The 22,416-nt window shown below is 72.4% G+C and carries 18 protein-coding genes and 5 tRNA genes; 13 read left to right on the top strand and 10 right to left on the bottom strand.

Annotation, left to right across the window (positions count from 1 at the left end; genetic code table 11):
* Positions 1-3: 3 nt before the first annotated feature.
* Complete coding sequence (locus tag ADK66_RS09520; RefSeq protein ID WP_053653556.1) at positions 4-2,397, top strand: phosphoketolase; 2,394 nt, start codon at positions 4-6, stop codon at positions 2,395-2,397.
* Positions 2,398-2,407: 10 nt separating this feature from the next.
* A complete protein-coding gene (locus ADK66_RS09515; protein ID WP_053653555.1) occupies positions 2,408-3,253 on the top strand; it encodes a universal stress protein in 846 nt (281 codons plus the stop codon).
* Positions 3,254-3,273: 20 nt separating this feature from the next.
* Here the strand turns inward: ADK66_RS09515 and ADK66_RS09510 are convergent, their stop codons facing one another.
* The gene (locus ADK66_RS09510) at positions 3,274-5,619 is read right to left on the bottom strand and encodes a heavy metal translocating P-type ATPase (protein WP_053653678.1); all 2,346 of its coding nucleotides are present in this window, start codon (positions 5,617-5,619) and stop codon (positions 3,274-3,276) included.
* A gap of 218 nt (positions 5,620-5,837) precedes the next feature.
* On the opposite strand from ADK66_RS09510, the gene ADK66_RS09505 reads away from it, so the two are divergent.
* A complete protein-coding gene (locus tag ADK66_RS09505) occupies positions 5,838-6,833 on the top strand; it encodes a nitroreductase (RefSeq protein ID WP_167945270.1) in 996 nt (331 codons plus the stop codon).
* A gap of 99 nt (positions 6,834-6,932) precedes the next feature.
* Positions 6,933-8,606, top strand: a complete 1,674-nt coding sequence (locus tag ADK66_RS09500) for a GAF domain-containing sensor histidine kinase (RefSeq protein WP_053653676.1) — start codon at positions 6,933-6,935, stop codon at positions 8,604-8,606.
* Between the two features lie 42 nt (positions 8,607-8,648).
* Here ADK66_RS09500 and ADK66_RS09495 read toward each other — a convergent pair whose 3' ends face one another.
* Positions 8,649-9,287 carry a response regulator transcription factor gene (locus ADK66_RS09495; protein WP_053653553.1) on the bottom strand — a complete coding sequence of 213 codons (639 nt, stop codon included), beginning with the start codon at positions 9,285-9,287 and terminating at the stop codon, positions 8,649-8,651.
* 223 nt (positions 9,288-9,510) lie between these two features.
* Between ADK66_RS09495 and ADK66_RS09490 the strand changes: the two genes are divergently transcribed.
* Positions 9,511-10,485, top strand: coding sequence for a nitroreductase (locus ADK66_RS09490; protein WP_053653552.1), 975 nt, complete (start codon positions 9,511-9,513; stop codon positions 10,483-10,485).
* A 24-nt stretch (positions 10,486-10,509) separates the two neighbouring features.
* Here the strand turns inward: ADK66_RS09490 and ADK66_RS09485 are convergent, their stop codons facing one another.
* The 4 genes from ADK66_RS09485 to ADK66_RS09470 form a co-directional block, all read right to left on the bottom strand.
* Positions 10,510-11,499: an NAD-dependent epimerase/dehydratase family protein gene (locus ADK66_RS09485; RefSeq protein ID WP_053653551.1), complete on the bottom strand. Its 990-nt coding sequence runs from the start codon at positions 11,497-11,499 to the stop codon at positions 10,510-10,512.
* Between the two features lie 142 nt (positions 11,500-11,641).
* A complete protein-coding gene (locus ADK66_RS09480) occupies positions 11,642-12,490 on the bottom strand; it encodes an alpha/beta hydrolase (protein ID WP_053653550.1) in 849 nt (282 codons plus the stop codon).
* Between the two features lie 341 nt (positions 12,491-12,831).
* A tRNA-Val gene (locus tag ADK66_RS09475) sits at positions 12,832-12,906 on the bottom strand.
* Between the two features lie 48 nt (positions 12,907-12,954).
* A tRNA-Gly gene (locus ADK66_RS09470) sits at positions 12,955-13,027 on the bottom strand.
* A gap of 149 nt (positions 13,028-13,176) precedes the next feature.
* Between ADK66_RS09470 and ADK66_RS09465 the strand changes: the two genes are divergently transcribed.
* The 3 genes from ADK66_RS09465 to ADK66_RS31830 all read left to right on the top strand — a co-directional run bounded on the left by ADK66_RS09465 (position 13,177) and on the right by ADK66_RS31830 (position 14,289).
* Positions 13,177-13,419, top strand: a complete 243-nt coding sequence (locus ADK66_RS09465; RefSeq protein WP_053653674.1) for a DUF6458 family protein — start codon at positions 13,177-13,179, stop codon at positions 13,417-13,419.
* Between the two features lie 136 nt (positions 13,420-13,555).
* A complete protein-coding gene (locus tag ADK66_RS31835; protein ID WP_197281468.1) occupies positions 13,556-14,020 on the top strand; it encodes a hypothetical protein in 465 nt (154 codons plus the stop codon).
* Positions 14,017-14,289 (top strand): GNAT family N-acetyltransferase, encoded by a 273-nt coding sequence (locus ADK66_RS31830; protein WP_053653548.1) that lies wholly within the window; start codon positions 14,017-14,019, stop codon positions 14,287-14,289. Before ADK66_RS31835 ends, ADK66_RS31830 begins: the two co-directional genes overlap by 4 nt.
* Positions 14,290-14,368: 79 nt before the next feature.
* Here the strand turns inward: ADK66_RS31830 and ADK66_RS09450 are convergent.
* The 3 genes from ADK66_RS09450 to ADK66_RS09440 all read right to left on the bottom strand — a co-directional run bounded on the left by ADK66_RS09450 (position 14,369) and on the right by ADK66_RS09440 (position 14,631).
* Positions 14,369-14,440 (bottom strand) — tRNA-Val (locus ADK66_RS09450).
* 13 nt (positions 14,441-14,453) lie between these two features.
* A tRNA-Cys gene (locus ADK66_RS09445) sits at positions 14,454-14,524 on the bottom strand.
* Between the two features lie 34 nt (positions 14,525-14,558).
* Positions 14,559-14,631 (bottom strand) — tRNA-Gly (locus tag ADK66_RS09440).
* Between the two features lie 388 nt (positions 14,632-15,019).
* Between ADK66_RS09440 and ADK66_RS09435 the strand changes: the two genes are divergently transcribed.
* The 3 genes from ADK66_RS09435 (at position 15,020) to ADK66_RS09425 (ending at position 19,422) form a co-directional block, all read left to right on the top strand.
* Positions 15,020-15,622, top strand: coding sequence for a TetR/AcrR family transcriptional regulator (locus ADK66_RS09435; RefSeq protein ID WP_053653547.1), 603 nt, complete (start codon positions 15,020-15,022; stop codon positions 15,620-15,622).
* A gap of 71 nt (positions 15,623-15,693) precedes the next feature.
* Positions 15,694-16,275 (top strand): TIGR03086 family metal-binding protein, encoded by a 582-nt coding sequence (locus tag ADK66_RS09430; protein ID WP_053653546.1) that lies wholly within the window; start codon positions 15,694-15,696, stop codon positions 16,273-16,275.
* Positions 16,276-16,491: 216 nt separating this feature from the next.
* Entirely contained in the window at positions 16,492-19,422 is a 2,931-nt protein-coding gene (locus ADK66_RS09425; protein ID WP_082377346.1) for a M36 family metallopeptidase, read from the top strand.
* Between the two features lie 80 nt (positions 19,423-19,502).
* On the opposite strand, the gene ADK66_RS09420 is transcribed toward ADK66_RS09425, so the two are convergent.
* Positions 19,503-20,381, bottom strand: a complete 879-nt coding sequence (locus ADK66_RS09420) for a hypothetical protein (RefSeq protein WP_231639976.1) — start codon at positions 20,379-20,381, stop codon at positions 19,503-19,505.
* Positions 20,382-20,531: 150 nt separating this feature from the next.
* Here ADK66_RS09420 and ADK66_RS09415 point away from each other — a divergent pair, with 150 nt between their 5' ends.
* On the top strand, positions 20,532-21,200 hold the full coding sequence (locus ADK66_RS09415; protein ID WP_053653544.1) for a methyltransferase: 669 nt from the start codon (positions 20,532-20,534) through the stop codon (positions 21,198-21,200).
* A 9-nt stretch (positions 21,201-21,209) separates the two neighbouring features.
* Positions 21,210-22,400 (top strand): cytochrome P450, encoded by a 1,191-nt coding sequence (locus ADK66_RS09410; protein WP_053653543.1) that lies wholly within the window; start codon positions 21,210-21,212, stop codon positions 22,398-22,400.
* Positions 22,401-22,416 lie beyond the last annotated feature (16 nt).

Here is a 22,416-nt window from a genome sequence, read left to right as displayed (position 1 = left end):
ATCATGGACACCGTTCTCGACGCGCAGCGCCCTCTCACCGACGACGAACTCCGTCGGCTGGACGCCTACTGGCGTGCCGCGAACTACCTCACGGTGGGGCAGATCTACCTGCTGGGCAACCCGCTGCTGCGCGAGCCGCTGACCCCCGAGGACATCAAGCCACGGCTGCTCGGCCACTGGGGCACCAGCCCCGGGCTCAACCTGATCTACGCGCACCTCAACCGGGTGATCGTGGCACGTGACCTCAACGCCATGCTGATCACCGGCCCCGGGCACGGCGGCCCGGCGATCGTGGCCAACACGTGGCTGGAGGGCACCTGGTCCGAGCGCTACCACGACGTGGCGTACGACGAGGCGGGGATGGCCCAGCTGTTCCGGCAGTTCTCCTTCCCCGGCGGCATCCCGAGCCATGTCGCGGCGGACGTGCCGGGTTCGATCCACGAGGGCGGCGAGCTGGGGTACGCAGTGAGCCACGCCTACGGCGCCGCGTTCGACAATCCGGACCTCGTGGTGGCCTGCGTGGTCGGTGACGGCGAGGCGGAGACCGGGCCGCTGGCCGGCAGCTGGCTGTCCAACGTTTTCCTCAACCCGGCGCGCGACGGCGCGGTGCTGCCCATCCTGCACCTCAACGGCTACAAGATCGCCAACCCGACAGTGCTGTCCCGGATCCCCGAGGAGGACCTGCTCGACCTCATGCGGGGCTCGGGCTACGAGCCGTACGTGGTGGCAGGCGACGAGCCGGCCCTGGTGCACCAGATGTTGGCGGCCACGCTTGACGAGGCGCTGGACGCGATAGCCGCGATCCAGCGTCAGGCCCGCTCGGGCGGCGCCGTCGAACGCCCCCGCTGGCCGATGATCATTCTGCGTACGCCGAAGGGCTGGACCGGCCCGGCGGAGGTCGACGGCACCCAGGTCGAGGGCACCTACCGCGCCCACCAGGTGCCGCTGTCGAAGGTCCGCGACAACCCGCAGCACCTCGCCGAGCTGGAGCAGTGGCTACGCAGCTACCGGCCCGAGGAACTGTTCGACGCCACCGGCGCCCCGGTGGAGGAGCTGCGGACGCTGCCGCCGCGCGGCGACAGGCGGATGAGCGCCAACCCGGTCACCAACGGCGGCCTGGTGCTGCGCGACCTCGACCTGCCCGACTTCCGGACGTACGGCGTGGACGTCCCGGAACCGGGCACGCCGATGGCCGGTGCGGCCGGCGTGCTCGGCCCGTGGATCCGCGACGTCATCGCCGCCAACCCGCAGACGTTCCGGCTGTTCGGCCCGGACGAGGTGGCCTCCAACCGGCTGGGCGCCGCCTTCGAGGTGACCGACCGTGTGTGGATGGCCGGCACGGTGCCCGGCGACGACCACCTCTCGCCCGACGGCCGGGTCATGGAGGTGCTCTCCGAGCATCTGTGCCAGGGCTGGCTGGAGGGTTACCTGCTGACCGGCCGGCACGGCGTGTTCACCAGCTACGAGGCGTTCATCCACATCGTCGACTCGATGGTCAACCAGCACGCCAAGTGGCTGAAGGTGACAAGGGCGATCCCGTGGCGGCAGCCGATCGCCTCGCTCAACTACCTGCTCTCCAGCCATGTGTGGCGGCAGGACCACAACGGCTTCTCCCACCAGGACCCGGGCTTCATCGACCACGTCGTCAACAAGAAGGCCGAGGTGGTGCGGGTGTACCTGCCACCGGACGCCAACACACTGCTCGCCACGATGGACCACTGCCTGCGCAGCAGGCACTACATAAACGTGGTGGTGGCCGGCAAACAGCAGGCACCGAACTGGCTCACAGTGGACGAGGCCGTCCAGCACACCCGCCGTGGCCTGGGCATCTGGGAGTGGGCCAGCAGCGACAGCGGCACCGAGCCGGACGTCGTGCTCGCCTGCTGCGGCGACGTCCCCACGCTGGAGACGCTTGCCGCCGCCGAGTTGCTGCGAAAGCACCTGCCGGAGCTGAAGGTACGGCTGGTGAACGTCGTCGACCTCATGCGCCTGCAACCGGACACCGCGCACCCGCACGGCCTGCCGGACAACGAGTTCGACACCATCTTCACAGCGGACCGGCCGGTCATCTTCGCGTACCACGGCTATCCGTGGCTGATCCACCGGCTCACCTACCGGCGTACCAACCACGAGAATCTGCACGTGCGCGGTTACAAGGAGGAGGGCACCACCACCACACCGTTCGACATGGTGATGCTCAACGACCTGGACCGGTTCCACCTGGTCATCGACGTCATCGACCGGGTGCCGGGGCTGGCCGCCCGTGCCGCGCACCTGCGCCAGCGGATGGTCGACGCCCGGCACGCGGCCCGGGACTACACCCGCGAGCACGGCGAGGACGATCCGCAGGTGGCGGAGTGGCGCTGGGTCCGCGAAACCGACCCGACGAATCGTTGAGGAGGACGACGTGCGTGACGCCGAGATCCTGGTCGGCTACGACGGCTCCACCGACGCCTCGGTGGCAGTGAACTGGGCGCTTGAGGAGGCCGAGCACAGCGGCCAGCCGGTGCGGCTGGCGTACGTCTTCGAGTGGTTGACAGTGGCCAGTTGGGTCGGTCCGGGCGTGGCACCCGGTATCTGGCCGGACGACACCGCCCGGCGACAGGTCGACGACCTGGTCCGCAAGGCCGCGGCGGACGCCACGGCACAGCATCCCGGGTTGACAGTCACCGGCGAGGTGTACGACGGCCCGCCCGCGCTGGTGTTGCAGGAACGCTCGGCCGACGCCGGACTGCTGGTGCTCGGCAGCCGTGGCCACGGCGGGTTCGGTGGGCTGCTGGCCGGGTCGACGGCGGTGGCGGTCGCCGCGCACGCGCGGTGCCCCGTCGTGGTGGTCCGCGACGGGACCGCCGGCGGAACGGACGGGCCGGTAGCGGTCGGCGTGGACGGCTCGGAGCAGTCGCTCGTGGCGCTCGGCTTCGCTGCCGAACGGGCAGCGCAGCGGCGGGTGCCGCTGCGGGTGCTGCACGCCTGGACCGAAGGGCCGAGCGCGGCTGCCGGCGTGTCGGGCGAGCAGGCCGCCGTGGAGCAGGCAGTGGAGCCGTGGCGGCAGACGTTTCCCGAGCTGGCCGTCACCGTCGACCTCGTACCGGGCAGCCCGGCGGCGATGATGATCGAGGCGAGCCGCACCGCACGGCTTGTGGTGGTGGGCAGCCGGGGTCGGGGCGGGCTGGCCGGGATGCTGCTCGGCTCGGTCAGCCAACAGCTCATCCAGCACTCCGGGTGCCCCGTCGCCGTGGTCCGGGAACGCTGATCCCCACCCGGCCCGGCGGCTCAGCGGGGCTCGGGCTGCGGGTCGGACGGGTCGAGCGAGAAGAACTCCTCCTCTTCCTGGGCCAGGTGCAGCCGCAACAGCGCGTCCAACCCGTAGAGGGTGGCCAGCAGGTCGGGCACCTGGTCCGGGCGCAGCCGACCGTCCGCGGTCTGGGCGAGCTGCGCCCCCAGCAGGTCGACCTGGCGGCGGATCTCCACATGCGCACGGCTCATCGTGGCGGTCGCCGTACCGCTGCCCAGGGGACCCGCCAACGCCGGATAGAGCTGCCGCTCCTCGGCCGCCTCGTGCGGCAGCACCTCGTCGGTGAGCCGGCGGTGCGTCTCCCGTACCGCCGGCAGACACCTCGGCGAGGCCGGGTCGGTGGCGACAAGGTCGGCGGTGTCGCGCAGGCCGGCCAGCACGTCGCGGACCCCCTTGTGTTCGGCGGCGAAGCGGGCGAGCAGTTCCCGGGTCGGCTGTGGGACGTCCCGGTGCCGCAGGCCGCCGCCGAGCGCCCGCAACGCGTTGAGGATGACAAGCACGTCGATGCCCTCCTGGAGGAACGCGCCCGCCACCGGGGGCAGCCGGCCGATGGCCGCCGCGATCATCGCCAGCACCGCCAGCCCCATCCCGACGGTGGCGCTCTGCACGGCGATCCGGCGGGCGTACCGGGCGATCTCCACCGCATCGGCGAGCCGGTCCAGCCGGTCCACCGTGAGCACCGCGTCGGCCACGTCCGCCGAGGCGCTCGCGCCTGTCGCACCCATCGCCACGCCCACGTGCGCCTGGGCGAGCGCCGGCGCGTCGTTCACCCCGTCACCGACCATCACGGTGACTGCCCGTTCGGCCTCGGCGCGGACGCGGGCCACCTTCTCCTGCGGCGTACAGCGGGCGAGCATGTCGTCCACGCCGACCTCCGCGGCGACCTGGGCGGCGGTGGCCGGCCGGTCGCCGGTCACCATCACGATGCGCCGCAGTCCCGCCGCGCGCAGCCGGCGTACGGTCCGGCGGGCGTCGGGGCGTACCGGGTCCTCCAACAGGATCGCGCCGAGCGGGCCGTCGTCGTCGCTGACCCACACCGTGGACCAGCCGGTCAGCTCGGTACGGGCCCGCGTCCGGTCCGCCCAGTCGGGCAGCTCGCCGGTGAACTGCCCGACCCGGATCAGCCGCCCGTCCACCCGGCCGCTGACCCCCACGCCCGGCTCCTCGGTCACCTCGGTCGGCTCGGTCAACGGCAGCCCCCGCTCGCGGGCCTGCCGCACCAACGCGGCGGCCAGCACGTGCGGGGAGAGCTGCTCGACGGAGGCGGCCAGCCGCAGCACCTCGTCCCGGTCGCCGCCCGGCGCGGCCACCGTCTCGGCGGCGCGCGGACGCCCCGCCGTCAGCGTGCCGGTCTTGTCCACGAGCAAGGTCTGTGCCCGGCCGAGCAGTTCCAGCGCGCCACCGTCGCGGACCAGCACCCCGCGCCGGGCCACCCGGGACAGCCCGGACACGATCGCGATCGGGGTGGCCAGCAGCAGCGGGCAGGGGGTGGCCACCACAAGCACCGCCACCGCCCGGACCACGTCGCCGGAGAGCAGCCACGCCAACCCGGCCAACACCAGCGTGAACGGCACGAACGCGGCGGCGTAGCGGTCGGCAAGCCGGACCGTCGGCGCCTTGCGGGCTGTCGCCTCCTCGGCCAGCCGGACGATCCCGGCGTACGTGCTCTGGGCGGCGCTCTTCGTGGCCCGCATGCCGAACCCGGCGCCGGCGTTGACCACACCGCTTGCGACCTGTTCGCCGGCGGCCCGCTGGACCAGCCGCGCCTCCCCGGTCACCACCGACTCGTCGAGCGTGACCGGTTCGTCGACGGTCCCGTCGACGGGCACCACGTCACCTGGGCCGACAAGCAACCGGTCCTGCACCGCCACCTGGTCCAGCGGCACCACCTCGATAGCCCCGCCCGGCCCCCGGCGACGCGCGGTACGCGGAGCGCGTTCCAGCAGTGCCCGCAGGTCCCGGGTGGCCCGGCGCTGCGCGTACGCCTCCAACGACCGTCCGGTCGCCACCATCACCGCGATCACCGCACCGGCCAGGTACTCGCCGACCCCGAGAGCCCCGGCCAGGGCCAGGACGGCGATCACGTCCACGCCGAAGTGCCGGTGCCACAGCGAGCGCAGCATCGACCAGAGCGCGGGCAGCAGCGCGGCCACCGTGACGGCCGCCCAGATCAGGTCTGCCGCGCCGACCCGGCCGGCGAGCCGCAACAGGGCACCCACGAGCACCGCGACGGTGAGCCCTACCAGCGGCGCCCACGCCCACCAGCGGCGGATGCGGCGTCGTGCCGGTTGTTCCGGCACGCATCCGGTCGACTCCGCGCTCACCTTCGCATCGTCGCAGGCCAGGACCGTCACGGGCCGTGCACCGGACTTTTCGCAAGCCCGACGCGGACCATCCGGGTGCCGGCGGGACCGCCTGACGACCCGACAGGATCGGGACCTGCGGCCCGTGCGGGACGCCTCCGCATGTCACAGGATGGGGCGGCGAGCCACGCGGGTACCGGGTGGTGAGGCACGATGGTAGGAGACGAAAGGTCGTGAGAATGAGTCAGGAACGTCAGCTGACCACCGCACTCGCGGAGGCCGCCGCGACCGCTGGGCACGCGCCCTCGGTGCACAACACTCAGCCGTGGCGCTGGCGGGTGCTGCCCGAGGCGCTGGAGCTGCGTACTGTCGCGGACCGGCGACTCTCGGCCACCGACCCGGAGGGCCGGCTGCTCGCGATCAGCTGCGGCGCCGCCCTGCAACACGCACGGTTGGCACTCGCCGCGGAGGGCTGGCGCGCTGTGGTGCAGCGGATGCCCGACCCGGGCGACCCCGAACTGCTGGCCCGGCTCACCGGCCTGACCCGCACCAGCGCCGACCCCGACGCCATGCGGATGGTGCAGTGCATGTCGGTGCGGCACACCGACCGGCGACCGGTGAGCGACGAGCCGGTGCCGACGGCCGCGATCGGGGAGATCACCCGCGCGGTCACCGCCGAGGGATGCCGGTTGCAGATCCTCAACCAGGACCAGGTGCTGGAGTTGGCGGCCACCGCCGGGCGCGCCGACACGGTCGAGGCCGAGGACCAGGAGCTGCGCGCCGAGCTGGCGTACTGGACCAGCCAGGCCGGAAGCGGCACCGGCCTGCCGCCGGACGTACTTCCCGACCAGCCGCCGCAGACCACGGTGCCGGGCCGCGACTTCGGCCGCCCCGGCAGCCTGCCCGTCGGTCCCGGCCACGACCGGGCGGCGGCGTACGCGCTGCTGCACGGCGACGAGGACGAGCCGGACAGCTGGCTGCGTGCCGGTGAGGCGCTCTCCGCCGCCTGGCTGACGGCCACCCGGCTGGGCGTGTCGGTCGTGCCGCTCAGCGCGGTGGTGGAGGTTCCGGCCACCCGGCAGACCCTGCGTCAGATGCTCGCGGGGATCGGTTACCCGTACATCGTGCTGCGGTTGGGAATCGCGGACCCGGCGGTGGCCGGCCCGCCGCACACACCGCGGTTGCCCGCCGACCAGGTGGTCGACACCTCAGCGGTGCGCGACGAGCTGGGCTGAGGCACGCGACAGCGGCGACGCCTCCGGCCGTATCATCGTCGGGTGACCAGCACCGATCCGCCGCATCGCCCGGAAGTCCCGGTGACGCCGTCGCTCGGGCTGAGCCCGCTGTCGCGGGTACGCCTCGACGAGCTGCTCCAGGAGATGCTGGACCGCGTCGGCGAGGTGATGACCAGCCGGGAACGGCTGCGGGCGCTGCTGGACGCGGTGGTCGGCATCGGCACCAACCTGGACCTGCGCAGCACCCTGCAACGGATCGTGCAGGCGGCCTGCGAGCTTGTCGGCGCCCGGTACGGCGCGCTGGGCGTGGTGGGTCCGGACCGGATGTTGCACGACTTCATCGTGCACGGCATCACGCCGGAGCAGCACGAGCAGATCGGTGACCTGCCGCACGGGCGCGGTGTGCTCGGTCTGCTCATCGACGATCCCCGGCCGTTGCGGATGCCGGACATCACCAAGCACCCGTTGTCCTACGGCTTCCCGGCCAACCACCCGCCCATGCACACCTTCCTGGGCGTGCCGGTGCTCATCCGGGAGCAGGTGTTCGGCAACCTCTACCTGGCCGAGAAGAACGGCGGCGCGCAGTTCACCGACGACGACGAGGAAATCGTCGTCGCGCTCGCCGCCGCCGCGGGCGTGGCCATCGAGAACGCCCGCCTGTACGCCCTGGCGCACCGGCGGGAACGCTGGCTGGCCGCCACCGCCGAGATCACCACCGTGCTGCTCGGTGAGGTCCGCCGCACCGACGCGTTGACGCTTGTCGCCCGGCGGGCCCGGGAGGTCGCCGAGGCGGAGCTGGCGCTGGTGCTGCTGCACGACGCCGACACCAACCAGTTCACAGTGGAGGTGGTCGACGGCGCCGACGAGCAGGCCAGGGCGCTTGTCGGCACGGTCCTGCCGGCCGCCGACACCAGCTTCGGCACGGCGGTGGCCGAGGGCCGACACGCCGAGGTCGACGACCTGGCGCACGCTGCGCCGTGGCCGGCGCTGCTGCACACCGGCCCGGCGACGATCTCGCCGCTGGCCACCGCCGAGACGCTGCACGGCGTGCTGATCGTGGCCCACCCGGCGGAACGCGGCGGCGGCACCAGCAAGGAGGACGTGGCACTGCTGGGCAGCTTCGCCGGGCAGGCCGCACTGGCAATGGAACGGGCGCGCGGTCAGGAGGAGCGGGAGCTGCTGGTGGTCCTGGAGGACCGCGAGCGGATCGCCCGGGACCTGCACGACGTGGTGATCCAGCGGCTCTTCGCCACAGGCCTGCAATTGCAGAGCGCCGCGCCGATGGGCCGCCCGGAGGTGGCCAACCGGATCAACGCGGCCGTCGACGATCTCGACGCCACCATCCGCGACATCCGCCGGACCATCTTCGAGCTGCGTACACCGATGTCCGCCGCGCTGCGCACCGAGATCCGGGAGGCGGTCGAGGCCGCCGCCGAGTCACTGGGCCACCGACCGCGCCTGGATCTGACCGGACCTGTGGACAGCGCCGTCCCGGACGCCATCCGCCCGGACCTCATCGCCGTGCTGCGCGAGGCACTGTCGAACGCGGTCCGCCACGCGCAGGCCACCCAGGTGGCAGTCGCCGTCCGCGTCGCCGACGGCCAGGTCTCCGTCACCGTCACCGACAACGGGGTGGGCTGCGACCCCGCCGCCGCCCGGGGCGGGCTCGTCAACCTGCGGGAACGGGCCGACCGCCTCGCCGGCACCTTCACCATCCGCCCGGTCGACCCGCACGGCACCGAGGTGTGCTGGTCGGTGCCGCTGCGCGACTGACCGGCACGGGGTGTGCTGGTCGGCTGAGCGGCACCGGACGGGTCAGGGCGTCTTGCCGAGCAGGCGGGTGGCCAGCACCGCCGCCTGGGTGCGGCGCTCCAGGCCGAGCTTCGCCAATACGCTGGACACGTAGTTTTTCACAGTCTTCTCGGCCAGGAACATCTTTCCGGCGATCTCCCGGTTGGTCAGCCCTTGCGCCACGTACTCCAGGATCCGCCGCTCCTGCTCGGTGAGCGACTTCAACTCGCGTGGCTCCTCGACGCCGTTGCGGATGCGCTCCAGGACCCGGGTCGTGATCGCCGGGTCGAGCAGCGACTGCCCGGCCGCCACCCGGCGTACGGCGTCGACAAGATCGGTGCCGCGGATCTGCTTGAGCACGTATCCGGCCGCGCCCGCCATGATCGCCGCGAACAGCGCCTCGTCGTCCTCGTACGAGGTGAGGATGAGGCCCTTGATTGACGAGTCGACGGCACGGACGTCCCGGCACACGTCGATGCCGTTGCCGTCGGGCAGGCGGGCGTCGAGGATCGCCACGTCGGGCCGCAACGCCGGAATGCGGCGGGCCGCCTCCTGCGCGGAGCCGGACTCGCCGACAACCTCGATGTCGCCGCTGCTCTGGAGCAGGTCGGCCAGGCCACGGCGGACGACCTCATGGTCGTCGAGGAGGAACACGCGGATCATCCCTCGTTTCTACAGGCGCCGAGGGCCGGCTGCACGGGCCGAAGGTCCCGACCCGCCGTAACACGTCCGTGCGGCGCGTCCGAAGGGGCTCCGGCAGGGTCGGTCGGGCCCACCGGATCGGGACGTAAGGCCCTGCTCAGCGGGCACCCCACGGGCGGACCGTAGGGGTGTCAGCGGTCGCGGCGTTTTCCCGCCGTCGGCCCACCGGGAAGGGAGCATCGCCATGGACGTCGGCTACACAGCGGACCAGCTACGGGCCGCCGCCGTGGACGCGGTTCGGGCACCGTCGTTGCACAACACCCAGCCGTGGCGGCTGCGGCTGCGCGACGGCGGCATCGAGGTGCTCGCCGACCCGACCCGCCGACTGCCGGCTACCGACCCGAGCGGGTGGGGTGTCCGGATCGCCTGCGGCGCAGCGCTGTTCAACCTGCGGATGGCGCTCGCCGTCGCCGGTACGCCGGCCCAGGTGCGGCTGCGCCCCGACCCCGCCGAACCGGACCTGCTGGCCCGGCTGGTGCCGGACATGCCGCGCCGCCCCACCCCCGCCGAGCAGAGCCTGCACGCGGCCATCCCCCGCCGCTTCAGCAACCGGTTGCCGTTCTGGCCGGACCCGGTGCCTGCCGACGTCCGGTGGCGCCTCGGCGAGGCGGCCCGCGCCGAGCAGTGCTGGTTGGAGCTGGTGATCGGGGTGAGCGCGGTGACCGCCTTCGGTGAGGTCGCCCGCAGCGCGCACCGGGTGCTGGAACGCGACCCCGCCTACCTTGCCGAACGCGAGGCGTGGCTGCGCCGGGAGCCCGCGCCGGACGGCGTGCCCGTCCGAGCCGGCGGCCCGCAGGGCGAGCCGCAGGACGTGCTGCCGACGCGCGGTTTCGGTAGCCGGGACCGGGCACCGGGGCGGGACTTCGAGCCGGAACCCCTGGTGGGGGTGCTCGGCTCGGTCGGCAACACCGCTGTGGACCAGGTGATCGCCGGCCAGGCCATGCAGCGGCTGCTGCTCACCGCCACCGACGCCGGGCTCAGCGTGTCGATGCTGTCCCAGCCGATCGAGGTGCCCACCGCGCGGGAGCAGTTGCGGCTGTCGCTGGGGCGGTTCGGCACGCCGCAGATGGTGCTGCGGATCGGCTACGGCCAGCCGGGTCGACCCACTCCGCGTCGGAGCGTCGACGAGGTGCTGGACCTGCCGGTCGTGCAGGCCTGAGACCGGCGCCGCCGGCCCACCCGGTCAGGCGAGCAACGCCGCCTCCCGCTCCGCGTCCAGCCCCACCGCCACCCGGGCCGGACGTCCGGCGCGGGGCGGCACCGACCCGACGGCACGTAACCACCGCCAGGTGTCGGCGACCGTGTCGGCCACCGGGCGGCAGGTCAGCCCCGCCGCGTACGCCTTCTCCACGCCGCGCTCCTGCAACCACCGGAACTCGTGACCTGGCGGAATCCAGATCGGCAGGTCGTTCCAGGGGACCACCCCGGCGGCGAGGATCGACTCCGGGTCGGTCCAGCGCAGTCGGGCGTCGGAGCCGGTCACCGCGACGATCGACGCCAGCAGTTCGCCAATCGTGGTGTGCCCGCTACGACTGATGACGTTGAACGCGCCGCCAACCCCTTCGGCTGCCCGGTCGAGCGTCCAACCGGCCAGGTCCCGCACGTCGATGTACTGCACGGGCAGGTCCGCCGGGCCGGGTGCCAGCACGTCGCCGCCGCGGGCCACCCGTTGCAGCCACCACGGCAACCTGCCGATGTCCTCCCCCGGGCCGAGGATGAGACCTGCGCGGACCAGCAGGGCCCGCTCGCCGTAGACCTCCGTTGCGGCCAACTCCCCACCCGCCTTGCACTGCGCGTAGTCGCCGTCGGTGGCGTCGGCCGAGGCCTCCACTGTGGGTGCCCCCTCGCCTACCTGTGCGGGCGGGGACGCGACGTACACCGATCCGCTGGAGATGTAGGTGTACTGCCCGACCCTGCCGGCCAGCGCGCAGGCCGCGTCCCGCACCCCGCGCGGGGCGCCGTCCCAGGTGTCGACCACCAGATCCCACTCGCCGTCCGCCAGCGCCGCGAGGCCGTCCGGCGCGGTCCGGTCACCCCGCAACCGGTGTACGCCGGGAGGAACCCTGCCGTGCACGCCTCTGTTGAACACCGTCACCGACCAGCCGCGACCGACCGCCTCGGCGACCGTCGCCCCGCCCACGAAACCCGTACCGCCAAGCATCAGCAGCCTCATACGCCCCACCTTTGCGGCAAGGGGCGGCAAACCGGTAGCGGATCTGCCCGTGGCAGAACACTCGGGTGTGCAGCCGCTGCGGCAGCGCCGCCCGGCTGGGGGTCACCCAGCCGGACGGCGTGTGGACTGTCGACTCTCAGGGTCAACGGCTCGTCGAGCGCGCCGCCCTGTCGATCAGGCTCGCCACGGCCTGCGGACGGGAGACAGTGACGGCGTGCGAAGCCTTGATCTCCACGGTGTGCGCACCCGCCCGCTCGGCCATGTAGCGCTGGGCCTTCACCGGGATAGCCAGGTCGTCGGTGGCGATCATGTTCCACGACGGAATGCTGGTCCAGGCGGCCTTCGTGGCCTGACCGTTCAGCGCCGCCGCCGTGACCGGCCTCTGGGTGGCCGCCATCACGTCCGCGATGTCCCGCGGAACGTCGGGGGCGAAGACCGCGCCGAACTTCCGCTGCTGGACGTAGAGGTCGGTGCCGGAGCCGCCGCCGGGCATCGGGAAGGGCACCTCGTCCAGCGAAACCGCCAACACGTTACCGGGGAACTTCCCGGACAGGTCTGTCGTGCTCTCGCCGGGCTTCAGCATGAAGCTGGCAACGAAGACCAGGGCCTTGACGTCCCGGTCGCCCGCGACCGCCTCGCTGAGCACCGAACCACCGTACGAGTGGCCGACCACCACCACCGGCCCAGACACGCTGTCGACCACCGAGCGCACGTACTCCGCGTCGCTCTGCAGGTTGCGCAGAGGGTTGGCGGGGGCGATCACCGGATAGCCGTCCCGCTTGAGGTGCTTGACGACGCCGTTCCAGCTGGAGGCGTCGGCGAACGCACCGTGCACCAGCACGATGGTCGGCTTCTTCACCGTCGGACGCTGCCCGGCCCCGCTGGCCGAACTGGCGACCAACGCGACAGCTACGACACCGGCGGTGGCCGCTGCCACGACCGCCTTCCGCCCAGCGGCCGGCAGAAGCTTGGACATCCGAAAACTGATCATCGGAAACACCCTCCAGGAAGGACCGAATACGCGAGTACGGTTCGGCCCGGTAGCCCCACCGTTGCGGCGGTGGATCGACCTTCGCAGCGCGCAGCCGACCGGGAATCAGTCATCCATCTCTGCGGATCACGCCGCTGGTGACCGTCGTATCGGCCTGGGTGGTGCGCCCCCCACCACAGTGGGCGGTGTCGACGTGACAGCTAGATCGACCTGCCGGGGCCGTCGAGGGGGCGAGGTTAGGTCATTCGACCGATGGCATCCCGGCCACGCCGAACGGATGCGGGTGTCGCCGACGAACAAGGGCCGAACCCGAAGGCCCAGCCCTTTGATCAGCAAGAATATGGTGGGCGATACTGGGTTTGAACCAGTGACCTCTTCCGTGTCAAGGAAGCGCGCTCCCACTGCGCCAATCGCCCGTGGTGACCGCCTGCCTCAAGGAGCCAGGCCCTGAGGGGCGAATCGCGAGCGGACGACGGGATTCGAACCCGCGACCCTCACCTTGGCAAGGTGATGCGCTACCAGCTGCGCTACGTCCGCACGTCCCCGACAAGCGCCGGTGACACTCGAACTCTACCCGATGCCAAGATCGCCCGGCGCGGCCCCCTCAAGCATTGGCGATTGCTCTGCCCTACCTCGGGGTACTGATGAACCTCGACAGCGCACCACACCCCCTTAAGGAGGCTGTCGTGGGTATCGGCACCAGCATCTTCCTGATCGCGCTCGGCGCGATCCTCACCTTCGCGCTCGACGCCAGCGTCGGCGGCCTCGACCTCGACGTGGTCGGTTGGATCCTGATGGGCGCCGGCGTGCTCGGCCTCATCATGACCACGCTGATCTGGGGTCGTCGCCGTCAGGTGGTCACCACCGAGGAGCAGCCGGTGGAATACCGGCGGGTCGAGGAGCGGCGGGACGTCGCCCCTCCGCTGTGAGGATCCCCTTCCGGGTCGGCCGCCTCGATCGAGACGGCCGACCCGTTCGCGCGTGACCAGGGCTCCGCGCAGGCCTCCCCGGCGGCGGGTTTGCGCAGGTGAACGCGTCGAGCGGCGCGCGCTACGATCGCGAGTCGTGGAAGCTCTCAACACGATGCTGGCAGCGCATCGGGCGTACCTGCTCGGATGGAACATCGGCGTGGTCGGCGGCGACGACCTCCCGACCTACCGCAGCGACGTTCCGCACGCGCCCCTCAACGGGGTGCTGCGCGTCGCGGGGCGCACCCCGCGGGACGCGCTCGACGAGGCCCGGCAGCGCCTGCACGGCGTACCCCGGATCTGGTGGGTAGGCCCGGACAGCGACGCCGGCACCGCCGACGCCCTGATCTCCCTCGGTGCCACCGAGATCACCCGAATGCCGATCATGACCGCGCCGATCGCGGAGGCGACCGATGCCGCGCCGCCGGCCGGGCTGCGCATTACCGAGACCACCGACCTGACGGCGTTCGTCTCGGCCTACGCCCGGGTGTCCGGAATCGCGCCGCAGGACGTGCCGGCGACCATCGAGCGGAGAAGGCTTTCGCCGGCGACGGCACGGTGATCAGACTGGCCGGTCGCCTCGACGACGACCGGATCGTCGCAACTGCCGTCGCCTGGCTGAGCCGCGGCGTGGTCACGCTCTATTTCGTGGGTACGCAGCCGGAGCAGCGACGGCGGGGCATCGGCGCGGCCATGACCCGGGCGGCTCTCGACGTCGCCCGCGAGAGGGGTGCCCACACCGCCGGCCTCACCTCGTCACCCATGGGCGAGCCGGTCTACCGCCGCCTCGGCTTCCGACAGGTGGGCGAGTTCCGGCTGCTGACGTTCTGACCCGGTGCAAGGTCCCGTGCAGCAGAAAGCCCGTTACCGGAATTCCGGTAACGGGCTTTCTGACTGCCTATCCATCCTGTGGGCGATACTGGGTTTGAACCAGTGACCTCTTCCGTGTCAAGGAAGCGCGCTCCCACTGCGCCAATCGCCCGTGCTTGTTACCGAGGTGGGGACGGGATTTGAACCCGCGTACACGGCTTTGCAGGCCGTTGCCTCGCCTCTCGGCCACCCCACCGAGGTTGCCCCCGTCATGCGTGGCGGCATCTCCGAGCGGACGACGGGATTCGAACCCGCGACCCTCACCTTGGCAAGGTGATGCGCTACCAGCTGCGCTACGTCCGCACGTCCCCGGACGTTCCCGGGTGACGGATGAGAACTTTAGCCGAGCCGTCGAACGACTGCCAACTCGGGGTCGGTTCGGCGCGTCCTGCAGGCCTGCGGGCGATGACGTACTCGAACCGGTCATTACCGGCAGGCTTCCTAGGCGGCTGGTCTGGTAGGTCCTCGATCGTCACCCTCCGCACCTTCCGGTGCCGGCCGGGCCGCGATCGCTGAGGTGCGGCTCAGCAACGGGCCCGACGGCATCGATGAGCGCCGGGGCCTCGACGAACACCTCCGGAACAACGACAAAAGACACGCTCAGTAAGTGTCCGGCTTCCGACTGTTACTGGGCGAATGGGACGGCGATGGTCACTGTTCGTGTTCGGATGGATGGGCTACGGTAACGGTCGTGACGAGACGTGCGGCCGAGATCCGCCTGGATGCCCTGCTGCGCACCGCGTGCGACGTGATCGTCGAGCGCGGTCTGGCCAACACCCGGACAGCCGACGTGGCGCAGGCCGCTGGCGTGAGCCAGGCGCTGGTTTTCTACCACTTCGCCACCAAGGAACGGCTGCTCGCGCAGGCATTCGCGTACGCGGTCGAGCAGGATCTGGCCCGGCTGGACGCGGTGACCCGCTCGTCGGCCCCGCCGCTGACCAAGCTCCGCCGCATCCTGAAGCTCTACACCCCGGCCGGGCGGGCGACCTCCTGGTCGATGTGGATCGACGGCTGGTCCGAGTCGCTGCGTACCCCGGAGATGGAGAAGGTCTCCCGCCGACTCGACCTGCGCTGGCGGCAGGACCTCGCCGCGGTGATCGCAGCCGGGGTGGCCGACGGCACCTTCGAGTGCGCCGACCCGGACGGGGCCGCCTGGCGGATCAGCGCCGTCATGGACGGCCTGGCGGTGCAGCTCGCCGTGCACGAGCGGGTGATCTCCCGGCGGCAGTTCGGTGAGTGGGTCCGGCTGGTCGCCGCCCGGGAGCTGGGTCTGGACCCGGTCGTGCTGGACTGAACACGCCCACTCCTCCACCCGGGCCAGCCAAAACGGCTCGGAGCGCCCCGCCGACCGGAACAATCGGCACCATGGATCTGCTGGAGGCGTACCGCCGGAGCCTGGCCGAGTTCGTCGACCGGGTGGACCAGGTCGAGCCCGGCCAGTGGTCCGACCCGACACCCTGCTCCGGCTGGGACGTCCGCACTCTCGTCAACCACGTGGTCAGTGAGGACCGGTGGAGCGTCCCGCTGCTCGCCGGCCGCACCATCGACGAGGTCGGCGACCGGTTCGACGGCGACCTGCTCGGCACCGACCCGGCCACGGCAGCGCGGGAGGCGACCGCACAGGCCGAGATCGCCGCCACCCACCCCGGCACGATCGACCGCACCGTGCACCTCTCCAGCGGTGCGACCCCAGCCGCCGAATACATCCAGCAACTCCTCGCCGAGCACCTGGTGCACGGCTGGGACCTGGCGGTGGCCATCGGCGCCGAGCCTCGCCTGGAACCCGACGCGGTCAACGTGTGCGCCAGGTGGTTCGCCGGCCAGGCCGACACCTATCGGAGCAACAACCTGGTTCACGACGCGGTGCGGCTCTCCGCCGACGCCGACGAGCAGGACCGCCTGCTGGCCGCCTTCGGCCGCGACCCGGACTGGGTGCCGGCCGACTGAGCACGGCAGCCCGCTGAACGCAGCCTGTTGAGCACGTCGGCGGTCGAGCGCGTCGAAAACACCCTCGTGTGGAGCCCTGTCCCGCGCTAATCGTCGGCGCGTCGGCGGCCGGGCCTTGCCGCGCCCTTCACCGGCTGATATCCACAGATGCGCATGCGTCACCGCGCAACGCCGGTCGGCGGCCCGCCGGCCATTCCACTCCCACGAGGAGGTCCCGTGCCACGATCCCAGTGGTCACCCTCGATGAGCCGGCGTCGACGCCGGCTCATCGCCGTCCTGGCGACGACGGCGACCGTCGCCGCGCTGCTGCCCACCGGCGCGAGCACCGCGGCCCCCACCAGCGCGGCGCCATCCGCCCAGCGTTCGTCCGGGCCGTTCGCCGAGGGCCACCAGAGCGCCGACGTCGACAACCGCGCCGGTACGGCGGCACCCGACGCCCGCCAACGCGGCCTGGCCCGTGCCGCCGACCCCGACGTGCGGTGGAACAAGCTCGGCACCCCGCAGGCACTCGGCCCCGGCCGCACCCCCCTCGCCACCGGGCTGCCCTCCGACCCGGAGGCCGCCGCCCGCGCGTACCTGGCCGCCAACCGCGACCTGTTCGGAATGGACGCCGCCACGGTCGCCGACCTGGAGCGGGTACTGGTCCGGCCGATCGGCACCGGTGCCGTGGTGACCCTCCGGCAGCGCTTCGGCGACCTGCCGGCCGGGCCGGACGGCCTTGTCACCCTCGCGGTCAGCGCCGGATCGGTGCTCTCGGTCAGTTCGTCGCTGGCCCGCGACACGAGCGCCCCCGCGCCGGCCACCCGCAGCGCAGACCAGGCGTACGCCGCCGCGCTCGCCGACGCCAAGCTGACAGCCGACGCGGTGGCCAGTCACACGGTGCGCGAGGTGGCAGTGCCCACCCCGCTTGAGGGGCCGCGAGCCGCCTACGAGGTGACGCTTATCGGCGCGGACGCCGACCACCCGGCGGCGTTCACCAGCTATGTGGACGGCATCACCGGCCAGGTGCTGGTCCGCGAGGATCTCGTCGACTACGACTCGGACAACCCGAGTTGGGCGGTCTTCCCGGCCACCCCGCCCCGCGACCTCGGTCCCGGGCAGGACCCGCGGGTGCGCTGGTGCGGCGACCCGGCGCCCGGCTGCCAGTCGGCGTTCCGCGACCCCGCCACCGGTCAGCCGTGGGACGTCGACGCGGCCACCGGCACGCCCACCTTCACCTCGCGCGGCAACTCGGCGAACACAGTGCTCTCCTGGGGTGCGGGCACCCCTGTCGTCCCGGCACCCACCAGCCCGGACCGCCGCTACGAGTACCCGTTCACCGACCAGTGGCACCAGGCGAAGTGCAACCCGGAGGTGTTCACCTCCGCCCAGCGCAACGACGCGGACGCGTCCATCGCCAATCTCTTCGCCATGCACAACCGGATGCACGACTGGTCGTACCAGTTGGGCTTCACCGAGTCGGCGTGGAACCTCCAGGCGGTCAACCTCACGCCCGCTGGCCTGGGCGGTGACGCCGAGCAGGGCCGCGCGCAGCAGGGCGCGCTGACCGGCAACCGCAACAACGCCAACCAGGGCACCCCGCGCGACGGGCTGCCGCCGACCACGAACATGTATCTGTGGCAGCCGCAGGCCGGCGGCCCGTACCCGCCGTGCGTCGACGGCGACTACGACATGACGGTGATCGGCCACGAGTACACCCACGCGATCACCAACCGGATGATCGCCGGCCCGGACAGCGGGATCAGCGGTCACCAGGGCGGGGCCATGGGCGAGTCGTGGGGTGACCTGCTCGCCGCCGAGTACCTCTTCCAGCACGGGCTGCGCGCCCCCGGCGAGTCGCCGTTCGTCACCGGCGGGTACGTCACCGGCAACCTGGTCAGCGGCATCCGCAACTACGACCTGAGCCGCAGCCCGCTCAACTACTCCGACATCGGCTACAACACCGGCGGCCCGGCCGTGCACGCCGACGGGGAGATCTGGGGCGCCACGAACTTCCGGGTCCGGTCCGCGCTCGTCAAGCGGTACGGCCTCGGCACGCCGCAGCGACAGTTGGAGTGCGCGCTGGGGAAGGTCGCCGCCGACAAGTGCCCGGGCAACCGGCGCTGGTCGCAGCTGGTCTTCGACTCGTTCCTGCTCCAGGCCGCCAGCCAGGTCAGCATGCTCGACATGCGGGACAACATGCTCACCGCCGACCTGCTCCGCTTCGGCGGGGCGAACCAGGACCTGATCTGGGCCGAGTTCGCCCGCTCCGGAATGGGCCGGGACGCCGCGACCAACGGCGCCGCCGACACCGATCCGACGCCGAGCTTCGCCTCTCCGAGCGGCGGCAACGCCACACTCACCCTGCGTCCGCGCGGCGACAGCGCCGACGCGCCCATCCGGGTGTACGTCGGGGCGTACGAGGCGCGGGCCGTGCCGATCGCCGACACCGACCCGGCCACGCCCATCCCGGACACCGTGGAGATGGTGGCCGGCACGTACGACCTGGTCGCCGTCGCGCCCGGCTTCGGTCACCAGCGGCTCAGCGTGGTCGCCACTGCCGGCAAGCAGGGGTACGTCGACCTGCGGATGAGCCGCAACCTCGCGTCCACCGCGTCCGGCGCCACGATCAGCGGCGACGGGGTCAACCTGGACCGGATCGCCGACGACACCGAGGCGACGAACTGGGCCTCCCTGGACGGGGTGGCCGGCAAGCAGGTCACAGTGGCGCTGCCCGGGGACGCCCCGCAGGCGGTCAAGCGCGTCAACGTCAGCGCGATGTTGCGCCCCGCGATCGCCGGGGACGCCGACACCGGGAGTCAGAACGCGCTGAGCGCGCTGCGGTCGTTCGCGGTGTCGGCGTGCAACGCGAAGACCACCGACTGCGCGGATCCGGCGCGCTGGCAGCGGATCTACACGAGCGCTGACGACGCGTTCCCGGGTGGGGCGTACCGGGCGTACAGCCGGGACATCAACCTCCGGACGTTCGCCGTGCCCACCACGCTCGCCACGCACCTGCGGCTGGAGGTACTGGCCAGCCAGTGCACCGGCGGCCCGCACTACGCGGGTGAGCAGGACGACGACCCGGCCACGACGACGGACTGCGCGACCGCCAGCCCGGCCCGCGGCCAGGTCCGGATCGCCGAGTTCCAGGCGTTCTCGAAGTGACACCGTCGGGGCCGGCGGACCTCCGCCGGCCCCGACGCCCTCGGTTCAGTGGCGGGGAGCCGCCGCCGAAGATCCGCAGGTCAGCGGCGTAACGGTCGCCACCGGTCGGGCGGATTCGGCCGCTCCCAGAGTCGGTCCGCCGGCTGCTCGCCGGCTCCGGCGGGTGCGGCCCTGGTGAGGTGGCGCAGCCGCAGCAGCAGGCCCAACCCGAGCGAGAGCAGCAGGGCACCGAGCAGGAACGCTGCCTGCACCACGCCGAACCCGCCGGTCTGCGCGACAGGTCGGCCCGCGCCGGCGGCCGGTGGGGCGGCGTCGACCGGTTGCTCCACGACGGGCTCGTCGTCAGGGGTGCTGGCGTCGGCGGGTTCGCTCGCGGGATCGGTGGGCTCCGGCGGCGTCTCGGTGGGACGCGCCGACGGGCTGGGTGCCACCCCCACCACGGAACGGGTGGCCGTCTGCCGGGCCAACAGGCGCAGGTTCACGTCGTACGCCTCGGCGGCGAGGGTGACCCGGCCCCGGGTGACGTCCTCGGCGAAGGCCACCCGGTAACGGGCGGTGACGGTACGGCCCGGGCAGAGCGTGCCCGGGTCGAGTTGCCGGTCGGTGAGCCGGGCGACGTCCCCGTCGGTACGGATCTCCAGCGGGAATTCGCCGGTCTCCTCCACCCGGTCCATCTTCACCTGATCGAGCCGGATGCCCTGCACTCTCAGCACCATCGACCAGCGGACCTTGACGCAGCCGCCGCGCCGGTCGGTCCGCGAGACCACTGCGGAGAGCGTCCGTACCTGGTCGCCGGCGGTGAACTGGGCCGGCAGCCCACTCAACTCGGTGGCGAACGCCGCCTGCGCCGGAGCGGCCATGGCCAGCTCCACCCCGCTCAGACAGGCCAGCACCACCCCGACCTGTAGCGCCTTTCGCCACACCGTCACCACTGCCGCCCTCCGTTCGGTCGTCTCCACCACGCAACGCTAGGAGCGCGCGGTCGACCCGAACAGACGGGTGTGTTCGCACCGGGCGGCAGAGACAGTGCGTGTTATCACCGAACGTGGTGAACCGGTCACCCGGCCCCGCGACACGCCCGGCGGTCGGCCGCTGGGACAATCGCCAGCGTGTCCGAACTCTCCACGACCTTCGTCCGGCTGCACGCCCGGCTCGCCCCTGTGGCGTTCGTTCCCGAGGTGCGGCTGCACCAGGCGGACGAACCGATCGGCCTGTGGGAGCTGACCGAGGGTGAGTTCTCCACCGACCGGCCGCCACCGTTCTGGGCCTTCGCCTGGGCCGGCGGTCAGGCGCTCGCCCGTCACGTGACCGACCATCCGGAGCTGGTGGCCGGCCGCCGTGTGCTCGACCTCGCCTCCGGCTCCGGCCTGGTGGCCATCGCCGCCGCCCGGGCCGGCGCGGCGTCCGTGCGGGCCGTCGAGGTCGACGAGTTGGCGGTGGCGGCGGTCGCGCTCAACGCCAAGGCCAACGGGGTACGCGTCGACGCCGAGTTCGGCGACATCCTCGACGGCGACGCCGGTGACGCCGAGGTGGTGCTCGCCGGGGACGTCTTCTACAGCGAGGCGATGGCCCGGCGGGTGCTGCGGTTCCTGCTGCGCGCCGCCCGAGCCGGTGCCCCGGCGCTCGTCGGTGACCCCGGGCGGGCGTTCCTGCCCCGGGACCGTTTCGACGAGCTGGCGAGCTTCGACGTGCCGGTGACGGAGGCACTGGAGAGCGTGCGGGTGAAGCGCACCACCGTCTGGCAGCTGCGGGCCGGCCTGCCGGGGGCCGCCAGCTAGCGTGTCGGCGTGCTGTTCCGCAGCTGGGCGTCGGCGGTCGAGTCACCCTGGCCGGACGTCGCCTCGGTGGTCGACCACGTCGGCGTACGCCATCTGGTGGTGACCCGGCACGCGCTGGTCCGTCAGGTGCTTGCCGACCCGGCGACCTACCGGCCGGACAACGCGCTGGACGCGGTGACCCCAATGCCTGTGACAGCGCTGCGGGTGCTCGCCGGGCACCGGTTCCGGCTGCCGCCGACGCTCGCCAACAACTCCGGTGCCAGTCATCCGCAGATCCGGGCGATCGTCGCCGCCGCGTTGCACCCCACCCGGGTCGCGGCGCAGCGTCAGTGGCTCACCGCGCTGGTCCGCGACCGGGTCGCCCGGCTGACCGCCGCGCTGGACGGCGGGCAGCCCGTCGACCTGTACGCGGATCTCGCCGCCGACCTGCCGTTGCTGGTGCTGGCCCGGCTTGTCGAGTTGCCCGACACGCCGGTCGGCGCGGTCAAGGAGTTCGCCCGCGCCGCGCTGGAGCTGTTCTGGGCGCCGCTGGACGCCGACCGTCAGTTGGCGCTCGCCGCCGAGGTGGGCCGGTTCCACAGTGTGCTGCGCGACTTCGCGACCACCGGCGGCGGATTGGCCGCGGAACTGCGTACGGCCGGGCACCCGCCGGACGTGGTGGTCGGCGCGCTCTTCTTCCTGCTGGTCGCGGGCCAGGAGACCACGTCGCAGTTCCTCACCCTGCTGCTGCACCGGCTGGCCGGCGAACCCGCCGTGCGGGCCGGGCTGCGTAGCGGCGAGGTGGCGGTGGCCGACGTGGTGGAGGAAGGGCTGCGGCTGGAGCCGCCGATCGTGACCTGGCGTCGGGTGGCCACCGCCGACGGGCTGCTGGGCGGGCAGCCGGTGCCGGCGGGCACGAGCCTGGTGCTGTGGTTGGCCCGCGCCGGCCGGGACCCGGCGGTCGTCGAGTCACCCGACGAGTTCCGCCCCGGTCAGCGCGGATCGCGCCGGCACCTGGCGTTCGGCGCCGGCGCGCACCGCTGCGTCGGGGACGTGCTGGCCCGGATGGAGGCGGCCGTCGTGGTGGCGGAGGCCGCGCCACTGCTCGACGGGGTGACGGTGGTCCGCCCACCGTGGTGTCCAGACAATCTGACCTTCCGGATGCCCGACGCCTTCGTGGTCCGGCGCGCTCCGGGCAGCACCGGGCTCACCGGCTCCTGATCAACTCGGTAGGTTT

The sequence above is a fragment of the Micromonospora sp. NRRL B-16802 genome (genome assembly GCF_001279555.1).
Classification (GTDB): domain Bacteria; phylum Actinomycetota; class Actinomycetes; order Mycobacteriales; family Micromonosporaceae; genus Micromonospora; species Micromonospora profundi.
The sequence above is the reverse complement of the archived record's forward strand: the minus strand, read 5'-3'. Positions and strand labels throughout refer to the sequence as shown.

Coding starts and splice junctions, on each gene's coding strand:
- ADK66_RS09520 (WP_053653556.1), top strand. CDS start 4: ATGGACACCGTTCTCGACGCGCAGCGCCCTCTCACCGACGACGAACTC.
- ADK66_RS09505 (WP_167945270.1), top strand. CDS start 5,838: ATGAGTCAGGAACGTCAGCTGACCACCGCACTCGCGGAGGCCGCCGCG.
- ADK66_RS09495 (WP_053653553.1), bottom strand. CDS start 9,287: ATGATCCGCGTGTTCCTCCTCGACGACCATGAGGTCGTCCGCCGTGGC.
- ADK66_RS09490 (WP_053653552.1), top strand. CDS start 9,511: ATGGACGTCGGCTACACAGCGGACCAGCTACGGGCCGCCGCCGTGGAC.
- ADK66_RS09485 (WP_053653551.1), bottom strand. CDS start 11,499: ATGAGGCTGCTGATGCTTGGCGGTACGGGTTTCGTGGGCGGGGCGACG.
- ADK66_RS09480 (WP_053653550.1), bottom strand. CDS start 12,490: ATGATCAGTTTTCGGATGTCCAAGCTTCTGCCGGCCGCTGGGCGGAAG.
- ADK66_RS09430 (WP_053653546.1), top strand. CDS start 15,694: ATGGATCTGCTGGAGGCGTACCGCCGGAGCCTGGCCGAGTTCGTCGAC.